Below are 14,908 nucleotides of genomic sequence, written 5' to 3'. Positions count from 1 at the left end.
CAACCGGATATTCCAGTCTCTGCCAAAGCAATGCGCAGATGGCACTCCGGGTTGCGTCAAACCCTGCGAAATCACGCCGCGACGCTTGGATTGGCGCCGCGCTTTGTGCTACAGGCTGCGCCAACACCCCACGCCCAGCACAACATCTCGGGAAAGCCCCAGGAGATCGCCCATGAGCGCTGCAAATTCCCTTCCGCTGTTTCCCGCCTTTTTCAGCGCCTCGCTGGCCGAGACCGATCCCGAGATCGCGGGCGCGATCCAGAACGAATTGGGTCGCCAGCAGCATGAAATCGAGCTGATCGCCTCGGAAAACATCGTCTCCCGCGCCGTGCTAGAAGCGCAGGGCTCGATCATGACCAACAAATATGCCGAAGGCTATCCGGGCAAACGCTACTATGGCGGCTGCCAGTTCGTTGACGTCGCCGAAACCCTGGCCATCGAGCGCGCCAAGCAGCTCTTCGGCGCCAAGTTCGCCAACGTCCAGCCCAATTCCGGCTCGCAGATGAACCAGGCCGTGTTCCTGGCGCTGCTGCAGCCCGGCGATACCTTCATGGGACTCGACCTCAATTCGGGCGGTCACCTGACCCACGGCTCGCCGGTCAACATGAGCGGCAAGTGGTTCAACGTCGTCTCCTACGGCGTGCGCCGCGACGATCACCTGCTCGATATGGAAGAGGTCGAGCGCCTCGCCCGCGAGCACAAGCCGAAGCTGATTCTGGCGGGCGGCACCGCCTATTCCCGCTTCTGGGACTGGGCCCGCTTCCGCGCCATCGCCGATGAAGTGGGCGCTTACCTGATGGTCGACATGGCTCATATCGCAGGCCTCGTGGCCGGCGGCGTGCACCCCTCGCCGGTGCCCCATGCCCATGTCACCACCACCACCACCCACAAGTCCCTGCGCGGCCCGCGCGGCGGCATGATCCTCACCAATGACGAGGATCTGGCCAAGAAGATCAATTCCGCCGTGTTCCCCGGCCTGCAGGGCGGCCCGCTTATGCACGTCATCGCCGCCAAGGCCGTGGCCTTCAAGGAAGCGCTGCAGCCCGAATTCAAGGCCTATGCCCAGCAGGTCGTGACCAACGCCAAGGCGCTGGCCGAGCGGTTGAAGTCGCATGGCCTGGAAGTCGTCTCCGGCGGCACCGACAACCACCTGATGCTGGTCGACCTACGCGCCAAGAACGCCACCGGCAAGCGCGCCGAGCAGGGTCTGGGCCGTGCATTCATCACCTGCAACAAGAACGGCATTCCTTTCGATCCGGAAAAGCCCTTCGTCACCTCGGGCATTCGCCTGGGCACCCCGGCCGGCACCACCCGCGGTTTCGGCGTCGCCGAATTCCAGGAAATCGGCGATCTGATCGTTGACGTGCTCGATGGGCTGCGCGAAGCCAATTCCGACGAGGGCAACGCCGCCGTCGAAGCGGCCGTGCGCGACAAGGTCAAGGCGCTCACTGCCCGCTTCCCGATCTACGCGAGCTAGGAACTGTAATGCGCTGTCCCTATTGCGGTAACGACGACACCCAGGTCAAGGACAGTCGCCCCACCGAAGATTCCGGTGCCATCCGCCGCCGCCGCATCTGTTCCGGCTGCGGCGGCCGCTTCACCACCTTCGAGCGCGTGCAGCTGCGCGACCTTACCGTGGTCAAGAAGAGCGGCCGCAAGGTCCCCTTCGACCGCGAAAAGCTGGCGCGTTCGGTCAATACCGCCTTGCGCAAGCGCTCCGTCGATCCCGAACGCAGCGAGCGCATGATTTCGGGCATCGTCCGCCAGCTCGAATCGCTGGGCGAAGTCGAAGTCACCTCCGACCAGATCGGCGAATATGTCATGGAGGGCCTCAAGGGCCTCGATGATGTCGCCTTCGTGCGCTTTGCCTCGGTCTACAAGAACTTCTCCGCTGCCGACGATTTCCGCTCGTTCCTCAGCGAACTGGCGAAAACCCCGAGCGTGCCGGCGACCGAAGACGACTGATCCAGCCCGCTTCTCCCCCTTTTGGATCGCCTATTCGGTTGAAGTTCCTGCTGGGGGCGACTATGGGGTTGATCATCGCCGACTTCCGCAACAAGGACTGACACATGGCCCCGGCAGGCGCGACTTTTCCCATCGATATCGCCTCCGGCGATGAGCAGCATTTCCTGATCGTCGAGTCGCGCTACGATGCCGACCGCGCCGACGAAGCCCTGCGGGGCGCTAGCGAAGTCCTGGAAACAGCCGGCGCCAGCTACGATGTCGTCTCGGTCCCCAGCGTACTCGAAATCCCGGCCGCCATCGCCATGGCGCTTGAAGCCGGCGACTATGACGGTTTCATCGCCCTGGGCGTCGTCGTGCGCAACACCACGGTCGCCGTCGGCCACGTCGTCCCTGAAGTCACCCGCGCCTTGCTTGAGCTGTCCGTGGTCGATGCCATGCCGCTCGGCAATGGCTTGGTCATGGTCGAAACCGAAGGTGAGGCCCACGGCCAGACCGCCGTTATCGGCAAGAATGTCGGCGGCCGCGCCGCCCGGACCGCCCTCGCCATGGCCGCCCTCAAACTGAAATTGAACGCATGAGCATGACGCCGAACACCACTTGCCCGCCACTGGGCAAGGCTACGCAGGAACGCAATTGATGGCCGACGCCCCCAAACGCGATCCCCAGTCCAGCCGCGCCGCCAATCAGCGCGGGGCCGCCCGCCTTGCCGCGGTGCAGGCGCTCTATCAAATGGATGTCGGCCGCGCCACGCTCGAAGACACCCTGGCCCAGTTCGGCGCCTTCCATCTCGGCCGCGAGATCGAGGGCGAGCAATACCTGCCCGCCGATGCCGATTTCTTCCGGCAGATCGTCGGCGGCGTCGCCAAGCATCAGCTTGAAATCGATCCTGCTGTTGATCGCGCCCTCTCAGATGGCTGGCCAGTCGAGCGCGTCGATGCGACGCTGCGCGCTATCCTGCGCGCCGCGGCGTTCGAGCTGCTGCGTCGCAAGGACATTCCGCCCCGCGTCGTCATCACCGAATATGTCGATATCGCCAAGGCCTTCTACGAAGACGACGCGTCCGGCCTCGTCAATGCCACCCTCGACGCCATCGCCCGCGAAGCCGGCTCGGATATGACCGAAACGCAGTAGCATTGTGGCACGCCCTCGTGGTTCGAGGGTCGCTTCGCTCCCACCTCACCATGAGGACTACTGGGAACTCTGCACTTAAAGTAGCCCTCATGGTGAGGCGCGAGCTCTTGCGAGCCTCGAACCACGAGGGCGTGGCCACGATATCCCAAACAAAAAAAAGCCCCGGTCTCCCGGGGCTTTTTCAATTTCTACGTTTCGCTTAGAAGCTCTGCAAAATCTGCTCCACGAACGTGCGGTCCTCGCCGAACGACTGGGTGCGCCGCGTCTCCACGGTAACCGCCTTGCCATCCGCGAGCGAATACACCGCCTTGTCGACGACCTTCTTGTTCTTGTCGAAATAGATCGCCAGCACGGTGCGCGACTTGATCATGTTCATGCCGAAGGAGGTTTCCTGAACCTTGGTCTCGACATAATAGAATGCTGTCTGGTCGCCGAACGAATTGGTGGTCTGGGGCGAACCCAGCACCAGCGTCACCAGTTCCTGGCTCTGGCCGGGGCGGATTTGCTGCAGCGCGGTGTCGGGGATTTCATAGCCCTGGGTCCGCTGGGTCACCAGGCTCATGTTGCTCGCGCATCCCGCCAGAACGAGCGCCAGCATGGCAGCGGTGGCGATGGGTGCAAATCGACCGGCAACGATAGACAGAGGCATGAATTTGACTTTCCCGATGGCTCTCGACTATAGGCGTGGCGACAAGCGGCAGCCGCCGGAATGTTTAGCTGCCAACCCACCATCCTGGCAAGCTGGCATTGGCCAAGTTAAGAGACTTGCTGGTGTGATGACCGATCAAGACGCCGAGCGCAATCCATGATCCTGTCCCTGTTCCGCAAGACCACTGCCCCCGAGCCGGTTTACGCCGTCTATCGTGCCATTGTGGCGCAATCCCGGCAGCCTCGGTTCTACGCCGATTGGTCGGTGCCCGATACCGTCACCGGCCGCTTCGATATGATCAGCCTGCATCTGGCGCTGTTGTTCCGCCGCCTGCGCTCCGAGAACGCTGGCCAGAAGGACTTCAGCCAAGCAGTATTCGACCTGTTTTTCAAGGACATGGACCGTTCCCTTCGCGAGATGGGGGCAGGGGACCTCGCCGTCCCCAAGAAGATCCAGAAGATGGGCAATATCTTCTTCGGCCTGCTCGCCGCGCTGAATGAAGCCATGGATCGCAAGGACCTGGGCGCGCTCGAAGCCGTGCTGTCCCGCAACGTCTTCGACGGCGCTTCTGGCCCCCATATCCGTGCTCTCGCCGAATATCTGCTGGCCGAAGACGCCCGGCTCGCCACCCAATCCGCCGATACCATCGTCAACGGCGCCATCGCCTTCGAGGCCGCCGCATGAGCCACCATCAGGATACCGCCCCGATTCTCGACGCCATCATCCGCTTCGACCGCCTCCCCGCCTCAGGCCGCGAACTTGAGGTGACGCCCGACGCCGAGGCGCTTGCCGCCATGGCCGATATCCTAAAGATCACCACCGTCGAGGCCTTCCACGCCAGCCTGACCGCCGTGAAGCTGCGTGGCGGCATCCGCGTCCAGGGCCGCCTGACCGCAAAAATCGTCCAACCCTCCGTGGTGACCTTCGAGCCCGTTACCCAGAACATCGATGAGCCGGTCGATCGCCTCTTCATCCAGGGCCCCGATAAGCCGCACAATCCCGCTCCCGGCGCCGAAATTTTCGTCGATCTGGAAGACGAGGATTTTCCCGACCACGTTGATGGCAACGAGGTCGATCTGTCGGCGCTGCTGATCGAAACGCTGGCCCTCGCCATCGATCCCTATCCGCGCCTGCCCGGCGAAAGCCTCGACACCATCGGCGTCGATCTTGCGGACAAGGAGGAGGGCCCCTTTGCCGGTCTTAAAGCGCTCAAGTCCCCCGAGGACACAGGCGACGCGTGATCCATATCGGGTGGCTCCGTGGGGGTTGCGCCCAAAGGGTGATGTTATATGTTGCGGCAGCGCCCGAAGCGTCGCGTAAAGCAGTGGGAATTCGTTGTTTGCAGGCCGCGATGCGATTACAAAAGAGTAGGCTCGCGCACCCCTGCGAGCCGGACTATTGGCGGAAATGACCGACACAATTCGAATTTCAGTGGATGCCATGGGCGGCGACAATGCCCCCCGTGCGGTGATCCACGGCGCCCATCTGGCGCTGAAGGAACGCAAGAACACGTCTTTTATTTTCCACGGGCGGCAGGAGCTGATTACTCCGCTGCTCGATGAATTTCCCGCGCTCAAGGCCCATTCCATCGTGCGCCATTGCGAGATGGTCATCGCTTCGGACGAAAAGCCCAGCCAGGCCCTGCGCAAGGGCAAGAATGTTTCCTCGATGTGGCAGTCCATCCAGGCCGTCAAGGACGGCGAGGCGGATGTCGCGGTCTCGGGCGGCAATACCGGCGCGCTGATGGCAATGTCCACCTTCTGCCTGCGCCCCATGAAGGGCATTTCCCGCCCCGGCATCGCTGCCATCTGGCCGACGCTGCGCAGTGACATCATCGTGCTCGACATGGGCGCCACCATCGGCGCCGACGCCCGCCAATTGGTCGATTACGCCATTCTGGGTTCGGCGCTCGCCCGCGCCCTGTTCGACCAGGATTCCCCCACTATCGGCCTGCTCAATGTCGGCACCGAAGAGGTCAAGGGCCTCGAGTCGATCAAGGAGGCCGGCCGAATTCTCGCCGCGGCCAGCGGCGCCGGTTTCACCTATCACGGCTTTGTCGAAGGCGACGACATCGGCAAGGGTACCGTCGACGTCATCGTCACCGAAGGCTTTGTCGGCAATGTCGCGCTCAAGACCGCCGAAGGCACCGCCCGCCAGGTCGCGTCCTACCTGCGCAGCGCCCTCAGCGCCAACTGGCTGAGCAAGCTCGGCGCGCTCCTTGCCACCTCCGCGCTCAACGCTCTACGCCGCAAGATGGACCCGCGCACCGTCAATGGCGGCGTCTTCATGGGGCTCAACGGCATCGTCATCAAATCCCATGGCGGCACCGACGAAGTCGGCTTCAAGAGCGCGCTGGGCCTTGGTTATGAAATGGCCCGCAGCCACCTGATCGACAAGATCGGCGAAGGCATGCAGCGCTTCCCCGTCAGCGCAGTGACGGATCTGCCCACACCCGAACCCGAGGCCAGTGCGTGACTCAGACGCGTTCCATCATCCGCGGTGTCGGCGGCTATTTGCCCGCCAATCGCGTCACCAATGACGAGCTGGCTCAGCGCGTCGAAACCTCCGACGAGTGGATCCAGCAGCGCACCGGCATCAAGCAGCGCTATCTGGCCGCCGATGGCGAGTTTACCTCCGATCTCGCCCTTGCGGCGGCCCAGCAGGCGCTCGAGCGCGCGGGCCTCACCCCGGCCGATATTGACCTGATCATCGTCGCCACAACGACGCCCGATTACACATTCCCTTCCACCGCCGCGATCGTGCAGCGCAAGCTGGGCATGCATCACGGTGCGGCCTTCGATCTGCAGGCCGTCTGCTCCGGCTTCGTCTTCGCCGTCGCCACCGCCGATAGCTATCTTAAGAACGGCCTCGCCAAGCGCGCCCTGGTCATTGGCGCCGAAACCTTTTCGCGCCTGCTTGACTGGAACGATCGCACCACCTGCGTGCTGTTTGGCGATGGCGCCGGTGCCGTAGTGATGGAAGTCGAACACGTGGGCGACGACGCTCCCGAACGCGGCGTCCTGGCCTCCAGCCTGCGCTCGGACGGCCATTACTGGGACAAGCTCTACACCAAGGGCGGCCCATCCACGACGCTCGGCATGGGCTACGTGCATATGGAAGGCAAAGAAGTCTTCCGCCACGCCGTCGGCATGATCACCGATGTAGTCAACTCGGTCTTCGAAACCACCGGCTATGGGGTCGACGATCTCGACTGGTTCATCCCGCACCAGGCCAATAAGCGTATTATCGACGGGGCAGGGCACAAGCTCCACATTCCCCCCGAAAAGGTCGTGGTCACCGTCGACCGCCACGCCAATACCTCCGCGGCCTCCGTGCCGCTGGCTCTCAACGAGGCCTTCACCGATGGCCGCATCAAGCCGGGCGATCTGGTGATGCTGGAAGCCATGGGCGGCGGCTTCACCTGGGCCGCCTCGCTGATCCGCTGGTAATCGTGCGCTTCACCAGATTGACCTCTGGTGTTTCAAGGCGTTAGTGTCAATTCCGAGTGGAGGAACCGGGCTGGAACGACGCGCCATGTGGCGCGTTGCAGTCGGTCCGGGCACGGTAGATTGGGGAAAAATCCCTGCAGTCGCAGTCCGATTCTTAGGGGAATCGGCTGGGGCATTCAATGTGTCGGAGGTGCGAGAGGGTCGCCCTGCGACGGGATTTTAGGCCCTTTGCGCAACACGGGGGTGTCTATGACGCAGAAAACGGTGACGCGTGCTGATCTAGCCGAGGCGGTCTACGGGTCCGTCGGACTGTCGCGAACCGAATCGGCCGAACTGGTTGAGCGGGTGCTCGAACTGATCGGGGAGGCCCTGATCGATGGCAGCAACGTCAAGCTTTCCTCTTTCGGCTCCTTCCAGGTGCGCTCCAAGAACGAGCGAATTGGCCGCAATCCCAAGACTGGCGAGGAAGTTCCCATCCTGCCGCGGCAGGTTCTTGTGTTCAAACCTAGCAACGTGTTGAAATCCAAGATCAACAAATCTATGGTTCGTACTGGAAAATAAGACCTTCTCCCGGAGCCTCGTGCGAAAAAGTGGAAGCTGGTTTTTCGCGTGAACGATACAAGCAGGTGCGGCCGCAGTCGCCGCTTCGCTGTCGGACGCGCCTGGGGCCGGGCGCATGACTGGCGTGGAAAAGTCCCCCGACGCGTTCCGGACCATTTCTGAGGCCGCCGACGAGCTTGAATTGCCGCAGCACGTGCTGCGCTTCTGGGAAACCCGCTTCGCCACCATCAAGCCGCTCAAGCGCGGCGGCGGCCGGCGCTATTACCGCCCCGAGGACGTGCTGCTTCTGCGCGGCATCCGCCATCTGCTCTACGATCAGGGTTTCACCATCAAGGGTGTGCAGCGCATCCTCAAGGACCAGGGCAGCCGCTACGTCATCGCCGTCGGCGAGGGCAAGTCCATCGACGAAATCCTCCCACTCCTCGAAGCCGCCGAGGCCGCCAGCGACGAGGCGGAACTCGAAGAAGCCGTCATGCTCGCCAATCCCAGCCTCGACCAGGACAGCCGCAACAAACTCTCCGAAGTGTTGCGCGAACTGCTCGAGTGCAAGCGGATATTGGAGCGGGCGCGGGAGACCTGAGGGCAGGGGCTCCGCTCGCTCAGCACCCCTCATCCGGCCTTCGGCCACCTTCTCCCGCAAGGGGAGAAGGGGATGACCTGGGAGATCGCAGTCGTCACCCCTCGCCCCTTGCGGGAGAGGGACAGCTTGCGACGCGTTCAGCGGAGCGAGCAGGGTGAGGGGGTTCTACCCCCTCGGCACCACCGCCACGCCGCGCTCCGCCGCCTCATACGCCGCCTCGCACAGCGCAATCGTCTTCACATTATCCGCCGCAGACACGCCCGGCATCTCGCCCGCCCGGTACGCCTGCAGGATATGCGCGCAGGTCGCCACCACGCTGTCCTGCACCACATTCCACGGCTGCCGCATCCACGGCTGAACATCCGGCTCCGCCATGATCGTGCGCGCCGCCCCATTTGCGGTCACCACCACCTCATAATCCGCCTTCACCACTACCGAGCCGCGCGTGCCCTCCAGCTCCAGCAGCACCTGCGGAAACAGGTCCGGCAGCCGCCGCGCATCATAGGTACATTCCGCCACCGAAACCGCCCCCGACTCGTGCCGCACCAGCATGGTGGCCGTATCCTCGCCCGCGATGTCCGGACGCCGATGCTGCGTCTCTGCCGAGATGTGCTTGGCCTCGCCCAGGAAAAACCGCGCCACATCCAGCACATGTACCCCCAGGTCGTTGATCACCAGCTTCTGTTCGGTCCGCAGATATGGCTGCCCGGTATAGATATCGTGGGCCGTCCGGAAATTGATCCGCGCCCAGTTCGCCTCCCCGATCTCCCCGCTATGGAGAATCTCCTTGGCCAGTTGCAACGGCGCCTGGAACCGGAAATTCTCGTGCACCGCCAGCGGCACGCCCAGCCGCTCGGACAGGTCCCGCATCGCTACGCAATCGTCGAGGCTCAGCCCAAACGGCTTCTGCACAATGGTCGGTACACCCGCATTGAGGCACAGCTCCACCAGCGGCCGATGTGAGCGCACCTGCGTCACGATATCGACCAGATCGAGTTTCTCAGCCGCCAGCATCGCCGCAGCGTCGCTATAGACGCCCGCAATGCCGAATGCCTCGGCCGCCGCCCGCGCCTTGCTCGCGTCCATGTCGCACACCGCGACCAATTCGACACCCTCGCTCGCCAATTGCTTCCACGCGTTCAGGTGATTGCCGGCAAAAAAGCCGCAGCCGATAACGCCAACTCTGGTCATAAAAAAGTCCCCCGCTCATCGAGCAGGGGACACAATTGCCGGCCAGTGGTCAAGAACGCTATTCGCCCGCGACCGGGGCCGGTGCTCGCGACGGCAGCTTCACATCCTGCAACAGCAGCGACAGCATCAAGCCAACCGCGAACAGGCCTGCGGCGAAGTAGAACACGCCGGCGAACGCCGATCCGAACACCTGCACCACCTCCTGCGCCGCCGCCGCTGGCAGGGTCGCAATCGCCGCCGGTGTCATTTCCGTCATCGGCGCCGGCATCGTGGCCAGCGTCGCCTCGCTGATCGTGCCCTGCCCACGTAGCAGCCCCGCCGTCAGCAGCCCACCATTGGCGGCCAGCCCCAGCGATGCCCCGATCATTCGCGCCAGCCCGACCGCGCCGGTCGCCGCGCCCACGTCGGAGCGTGGCGCCGCCGCCTGCACGGCCGCCATCAGTGTCTGCATCTGTAGCCCGATGCTGACCGAGAAGAAGAACATCAGCACGCCAATGGCCCACAATGGCGTCGCCGCATTGACCTGCGCGAACAGCACCATCACCACCACGCCTAGCCCCATAGACAGCATCGGATAGGCCTTGTACCGCCCGGTCCGGGCCATCATGTAGCCAGTCCAGATCGAGCCCACCAAGGTGCCCACTGACGAGGGCAGGAACAGCAGCCCGGCATACGCCGGCGGCAGCCCTGTCACGGTCTGCAGGAACAGTGCAAAATAGTTGAGCATGCCCAGTGTCGCCACGCCCGCCACGATCGACATCAGCAGTGACAGCGCAATGGTCCGGTTGGTCAGCAGCCGCAGCGGCAGGATCGGCTCGACCGCCCGCCGTTCCACCAGCACGAAGCCCACGGCCGCCAGGATCGCCAGCGCCGGCAGGATATACAGCAAGGCCCCGCCATAACCGCCGCCCATCGCCTCTTCGGCCCAGAACACCGTTGCCGTCACCGCACCGGCCAACAGCAGCCCGCCGATATAGTCGATGCTCGGCCGCCGCCCGGTCTTGATGCTCGGCATGCCGAACGCCAGGATGAGGATGACCACGATGCCGACCGGCAGGTTGATCAGAAAGATATACTCCCAGCCTATCGACTGGCTGATCACCCCGCCCGCCGCCGGCCCCACAATGCTGGCCGCCGTGAACACCGCCGAGCTATAGCCCTGGTATTTCGCCCGCTCGCGCGGCTCGAACAGGTCAGCCAGTACGCCAAACGCCGTGATCATCAGGCCGCCGCCACCCAGCGCCTGCAGCACGCGCGCCGCGATCAGGCTCTGCATCGACCAGGCCAGCCCGCAGGCCAGCGAGCCGATCACAAACAGCACGATTGCCGTCATGAACACCTGTTTGCGCCCGAACAGGTCGCCCAGCTTGCCGTAGAACGGCATCACCGCCGCAGTCGTCAGCAGATAGGCAGCGCCCACCCAACTGAACAGATCGAGATTGCCCAGGTCCGCCGCAATGGTCGGCAGAGCCGTGGCGACGATCTGCATATCGAGCACCGCCATGAACATGCCGATCAGCAGGGCGGTATAAATCACCATCTTGTGGCGATGAGACAAATTGGAAAAAGGACTGACGTCCGTCATAACGATCACCATATATCGCGGAATGGTGCGAAACATGTGACATTAGCATATATATGTCAATGTCATATATGTGACTAAGTCCACTATTTCACATTTGTCGCCGAATTGCTATGAGACTCCCATGGACCAACCGATCAAACAGCCGCCCGCATTCTGCGCCCCGCCCACTGAGGAGCATCGTGAGCTGCTGCTCGAATTGGGCATGACGCCGGATGCGGCCCAGGCGACCATCGATATCGATACCTATATGGGCAACTTGCGGCGCTCCATGGCCCGCAAGGAACTGGGCCGCCTGGCTTTGCGCGACCTGCAATTGGGCATCGACATCACCGATCTGGAGATTATCTCCATGATCGAGCATGGCCCCGGTCCCGATGGCGAAATCACCGTCGGCCTGATCGCCGAGCGCCTCGCCATCGACCCGTCGCGTGCCAGCCGAATCGTTGCTGACGCCGTCGACAAGGGCATCATCCGCCGCGTCGCCTCCCAGTCCGACGCCCGCCGCATTGGCCTTGAGCTGACCGAAACCGGCCACAGCCACGCCGAAGCCATCCGCCACTACAAATGGAGCGCCTTCGCCGAAGCCCTCGGCACGTGGCCCGAAGAAGACCTCGTCACCTTCGCCCGCCTCTTCAAGCGCTTCAGCACGGCTGTGTCCGATACCAAGGCGAATAGGAACAAGTCCTAGGCTCAACCTTTCCGGTCAGCCCCGACGTGTGCCCACCTACCGTCCTTCCCGCGGACTTGATCCGCGGGCCACTCTCAGCTCTGCACATGGTCGAGAGGCCCCCGGATCAAGTCCGGGGGAAGGGCGTCTTTGTTCTTTGGGAAGGGGTGCTTGCTGCAAAATCCAGTTCTACCCAAAAACCACTGTCTTATGCCCGTTCAGCATCACCCGGTTCTCCAGGTGCAACTTCACTGCACGCGCCAGCACCCGGCTCTCCACATCGCGCCCCGCCGCCACCAGGTCGTCCGCGCTCATCGAATGCGTCACCCGCGCGGTTTCCTGCTCGATGATCGGGCCCTCGTCGAGGTCCGGCGTCACATAGTGCGCCGTCGCCCCGATGATCTTGACCCCCCGATCATGCGCCTGGTGATAAGGCTTCGCCCCCTTGAAGCTGGGCAAAAACGAGTGGTGGATGTTGATGATCTTGCCGAACAGCCGCGTCGATAGCGTGTTGCTCAACACCTGCATGTAGCGCGCCAGCACCACCAGGTCCGCGCCGGTTTCCTGCACCAGCGCGATCACCTTGGCCTCCTGTTCGGCCTTGTTATCCTTGCCCACGGGCCACAGATGGAACGGAATATTCTCCGCCGCCGCGATCTTGCCGGCGTCCGGATGGTTCGAGATGATCCCGACGACCTCCGCGTCAAGCCACCCAACGCGGATCTGATACAGCAGGTGCAGCAGCGCATGGTCGAACTTAGAGACCATGATCACCATCCTGGGCTTGCGCGACATCGGCACCAGCGTCGTCTTCATGCCGAACCGGTCAATCGGAGCCCGCAAGGCCCGCTCGATTCCATCGCGGTCGATGCCTGCCGGCGCCGTAAACGCCAGTCGCATGAAGAAAATGCCGGTCTGGCGGTCCCAGAACTGGTTGCTCTCGGCAATATTGGCGCCCAGTGCTGCCAGCTCCGTGGTCACCGCCGCGACGATCCCCGGCCGATCGGTACAGCTCAGCGTCAGCACATAACCCGGCTGCTCCAGCGCGGTCTCGATATTGGCAGCCTGCGCCATAGAAGCGGAAGTCATCATAGTCTCCAAACTCAATTCAGTTCGGCCAGAAACTGGCGCAATTCCTCGGTCTCGATCCCGACCTGATGCCGCGCTTCGGGATAAACCCCGCCGCGCACATCGGCAACATATTCGCTGAACGCCGCCACCCGTTCCTGCTGCAGCCGCTCGTACTCTGCCGCGAAATTGCGGTAGACCTTGGCATGCCGCGGCACATGCCCGGTATTACTGCCCAACACGTCGTCCGCAAACAGATATTGCGCATCGCAGCCCGCGCCGGCACCCATCGAAATCAGCACCAACGACGTTCGCGCCGAAATCGCCGCCGCCACCTCGCTCGGCACCACCTCGATTTCCGCCGCGAACGCCCCAGCCTCCTCCAGAGCCTTGACCTGGTTCCACACCAGCCGCGCCGTCTCGACCGTCTTGCCAACCGCCTTGAACCCACCGGTCCAGGTCGCCTGGCTCGGGATCAGTCCCGAATGCCCGCATACCGGAATGCCCTCGTCCCGCAACCGCCGGACTGTACCCATCCCCGCCGCGCAATAGACCGCGTCCGCCCCGGCCTTGATCATCGCAAACGCCCCGCGCAGATAGTCCTCCGCAGTAACGAAGTCGCCATATTCCAGCCCCGGAATCGCAAAGCAATTGGGCGCCGCATCGCGGAATTCCCGCTGCGCGATCAGCGCCGGCGGCACCGAGATCAAATCGACCCCAGCCTTTTCTGCCGCCTCGGCTTCCGGCAGCGTCATCACCCGCAACATCGACAATTGCCGCTTGCCCTTGAGCGCCCGTAAATCCGCCACCGTCGGCCGTACTCGGCTCATGCCAATTCTCCCTGCGATAGCAGGACTTTAAGCCGGACCCCTGGGTCACCCAGCGCCGCCATGTCCGGCCTTGCCCTGCGCCCGATCAGCATTTCCGCCAATCGAATATCCTTGGCCACCGCGTTCCCTACGCCAATCCCGCTCGCCGCGACCAGCCGCCCATCAGCGCTCAAATGAAACAGGATCGACCCCTCCGCCAATTCCCGCTCCACGGTCAAAGCCCCTTCATCCGCCAACCCCGCAATCTGCAGTGTCAGCTCATACTGATCGCTCCAGAACCACGGCACGCTGGCCCCGACTTCCCCAGCGCTCAGCATATTGCGCGCGGCCAAATTCCCCTGGTCCTGCGCATTGCGCCAGCTTTCCAGCCGCACCCGCCGCCCGCCATAGATCGCCAGCGGAAACGAGCAGCAATCGCCGGCTGCAAAGATATCGGCGTCAGTGGTCTGCAATCGCTCGTCGACGGCGATTCCGTTGACGACGGTCAATCCGGCCGCCTCTGCCAACGCCACATTCGGCGCAGCGCCAATCCCGATCAGCACCATGTCAGCTTCGATGCACATTCCGCTCTCTAATGTTACCCTTGCGCTAACTGCCGCGCTCTCAATAGCTGCAATTGGGTCACCGAAAACCAGCCTGACCCCACCCGCCAGATGCCGCGCCTGAATCCGCGCCGCGATCCCCGCTGGCACCCCGCGCGACAACAGCCGGGGCAGGGCCTCGATCAGCGTCACCTCGGCGCCACGCGCCCGCGCGCTGGCTGCGAGTTCCAGCCCGATGAACCCGCCGCCGATAATGGCAATATGCCGGCCCGGTCCCAATGCGCCACGCAGGCGCTGCGCGTCCTCGATGGTCCGCAGATAGACGATCCGCTCCCCCTCGACTCCCGCCAGCCGCCGCGGCGACGCCCCGGTCGCCAGCAGCAATTTGTCGTAGGGCAAGGTGCTCCCGCCCTTCATCTCCAGCCGCTTGCCCGCCCGATCGATCCCCGCAACAGTTACCCCGCCACGAAACGCGACACCCGCGTCCACCAACCGCTCCGCCGTCGCAATAGTCTTGGCCGCAAACACCTCCGCCACCATTCCGTCCTTGCTCAGGGGCGGCCGCTCATAGGGCAAATGGGTCTCGCCGCCCACTAAGGTCACGTCGCCATCAAAGCCTTGCTCACGCAGCGCCATCGCGGCCCGCGCCCCGGCTTCTCCGGCTCCCACTATGACAAAATGCTTGCTCAT

17 protein-coding genes are annotated in these 14,908 nt (G+C 63.4%); 11 read left to right on the top strand and 6 right to left on the bottom strand.

All coding sequences use genetic code 11. The features are described 5' to 3' along the window. The first annotated feature begins 172 nt into the window (after nucleotides 1-172). The 4 genes from glyA to nusB all read left to right on the top strand — a co-directional run bounded on the left by glyA (nucleotide 173) and on the right by nusB (nucleotide 3,096). Nucleotides 173-1,477: a serine hydroxymethyltransferase gene (gene glyA / locus JWR51_RS21640; protein ID WP_299752641.1), complete on the top strand. Its 1,305-nt coding sequence runs from the start codon at nucleotides 173-175 to the stop codon at nucleotides 1,475-1,477. Nucleotides 1,478-1,485: 8 nt separating this feature from the next. After that, nucleotides 1,486-1,965, top strand: coding sequence for a transcriptional regulator NrdR (nrdR, locus tag JWR51_RS21635; RefSeq protein WP_299752639.1), 480 nt, complete (start codon nucleotides 1,486-1,488; stop codon nucleotides 1,963-1,965). A 104-nt stretch (nucleotides 1,966-2,069) separates the two neighbouring features. After that, the gene (locus JWR51_RS21630; RefSeq protein ID WP_299752636.1) at nucleotides 2,070-2,543 is read left to right on the top strand and encodes a 6,7-dimethyl-8-ribityllumazine synthase; all 474 of its coding nucleotides are present in this window, start codon (nucleotides 2,070-2,072) and stop codon (nucleotides 2,541-2,543) included. A 58-nt stretch (nucleotides 2,544-2,601) separates the two neighbouring features. Beyond that, nucleotides 2,602-3,096 carry a transcription antitermination factor NusB gene (gene nusB / locus JWR51_RS21625; RefSeq protein ID WP_299752633.1) on the top strand — a complete coding sequence of 165 codons (495 nt, stop codon included), beginning with the start codon at nucleotides 2,602-2,604 and terminating at the stop codon, nucleotides 3,094-3,096. A gap of 199 nt (nucleotides 3,097-3,295) precedes the next feature. Here nusB and bamE read toward each other — a convergent pair whose 3' ends face one another. Continuing rightward, a complete protein-coding gene (gene bamE / locus JWR51_RS21620) occupies nucleotides 3,296-3,745 on the bottom strand; it encodes an outer membrane protein assembly factor BamE (protein WP_299752630.1) in 450 nt (149 codons plus the stop codon). A gap of 156 nt (nucleotides 3,746-3,901) precedes the next feature. Here bamE and JWR51_RS21615 point away from each other — a divergent pair, with 156 nt between their 5' ends. The 6 genes from JWR51_RS21615 to JWR51_RS21590 all read left to right on the top strand — a co-directional run bounded on the left by JWR51_RS21615 (nucleotide 3,902) and on the right by JWR51_RS21590 (nucleotide 8,335). Further along, nucleotides 3,902-4,429: a ubiquinol-cytochrome C chaperone family protein gene (locus JWR51_RS21615; RefSeq protein ID WP_299752627.1), complete on the top strand. Its 528-nt coding sequence runs from the start codon at nucleotides 3,902-3,904 to the stop codon at nucleotides 4,427-4,429. Then, nucleotides 4,426-4,986: a DUF177 domain-containing protein gene (locus tag JWR51_RS21610; protein WP_299752624.1), complete on the top strand. Its 561-nt coding sequence runs from the start codon at nucleotides 4,426-4,428 to the stop codon at nucleotides 4,984-4,986. Before JWR51_RS21615 ends, JWR51_RS21610 begins: the two co-directional genes overlap by 4 nt. Nucleotides 4,987-5,152: 166 nt before the next feature. Beyond that, the gene (gene plsX / locus JWR51_RS21605) at nucleotides 5,153-6,220 is read left to right on the top strand and encodes a phosphate acyltransferase PlsX (protein ID WP_299752621.1); all 1,068 of its coding nucleotides are present in this window, start codon (nucleotides 5,153-5,155) and stop codon (nucleotides 6,218-6,220) included. Then, nucleotides 6,217-7,194, top strand: coding sequence for a beta-ketoacyl-ACP synthase III (locus JWR51_RS21600; RefSeq protein WP_299752618.1), 978 nt, complete (start codon nucleotides 6,217-6,219; stop codon nucleotides 7,192-7,194). Before plsX ends, JWR51_RS21600 begins: the two co-directional genes overlap by 4 nt. Nucleotides 7,195-7,443: 249 nt before the next feature. Further along, nucleotides 7,444-7,755, top strand: a complete 312-nt coding sequence (locus JWR51_RS21595) for an integration host factor subunit alpha (RefSeq protein ID WP_299727806.1) — start codon at nucleotides 7,444-7,446, stop codon at nucleotides 7,753-7,755. Nucleotides 7,756-7,879: 124 nt separating this feature from the next. Beyond that, entirely contained in the window at nucleotides 7,880-8,335 is a 456-nt protein-coding gene (locus JWR51_RS21590) for a MerR family transcriptional regulator (protein ID WP_299727832.1), read from the top strand. A 165-nt stretch (nucleotides 8,336-8,500) separates the two neighbouring features. On the opposite strand, the gene JWR51_RS21585 is transcribed toward JWR51_RS21590, so the two are convergent. Beyond that, entirely contained in the window at nucleotides 8,501-9,526 is a 1,026-nt protein-coding gene (locus JWR51_RS21585; protein WP_299752615.1) for a Gfo/Idh/MocA family oxidoreductase, read from the bottom strand. Nucleotides 9,527-9,584: 58 nt separating this feature from the next. Beyond that, a complete protein-coding gene (locus tag JWR51_RS21580; RefSeq protein ID WP_299752612.1) occupies nucleotides 9,585-11,111 on the bottom strand; it encodes an MDR family MFS transporter in 1,527 nt (508 codons plus the stop codon). Nucleotides 11,112-11,232: 121 nt separating this feature from the next. On the opposite strand from JWR51_RS21580, the gene JWR51_RS21575 reads away from it, so the two are divergent. Next, the gene (locus JWR51_RS21575) at nucleotides 11,233-11,799 is read left to right on the top strand and encodes a MarR family winged helix-turn-helix transcriptional regulator (RefSeq protein WP_299752609.1); all 567 of its coding nucleotides are present in this window, start codon (nucleotides 11,233-11,235) and stop codon (nucleotides 11,797-11,799) included. A 168-nt stretch (nucleotides 11,800-11,967) separates the two neighbouring features. Here the strand turns inward: JWR51_RS21575 and purU are convergent, their stop codons facing one another. The 3 genes from purU to JWR51_RS21560 are packed head-to-tail and all read right to left on the bottom strand — an operon-like array spanning nucleotide 11,968 to nucleotide 14,908. Further along, nucleotides 11,968-12,867, bottom strand: coding sequence for a formyltetrahydrofolate deformylase (purU, locus tag JWR51_RS21570; RefSeq protein ID WP_299752606.1), 900 nt, complete (start codon nucleotides 12,865-12,867; stop codon nucleotides 11,968-11,970). A 14-nt stretch (nucleotides 12,868-12,881) separates the two neighbouring features. After that, nucleotides 12,882-13,676, bottom strand: a complete 795-nt coding sequence (locus JWR51_RS21565; RefSeq protein ID WP_299752603.1) for a 3-methyl-2-oxobutanoate hydroxymethyltransferase — start codon at nucleotides 13,674-13,676, stop codon at nucleotides 12,882-12,884. After that, nucleotides 13,673-14,908, bottom strand: a complete 1,236-nt coding sequence (locus JWR51_RS21560) for an FAD-dependent oxidoreductase (RefSeq protein ID WP_299752600.1) — start codon at nucleotides 14,906-14,908, stop codon at nucleotides 13,673-13,675. Before JWR51_RS21560 ends, JWR51_RS21565 begins: the two co-directional genes overlap by 4 nt.

This window comes from Devosia sp. (genome assembly GCF_028290625.1).
Classification (GTDB): Bacteria; Pseudomonadota; Alphaproteobacteria; order Rhizobiales; family Devosiaceae; genus Devosia.
This window is presented reverse-complemented; position numbering and strand designations above follow the sequence as displayed.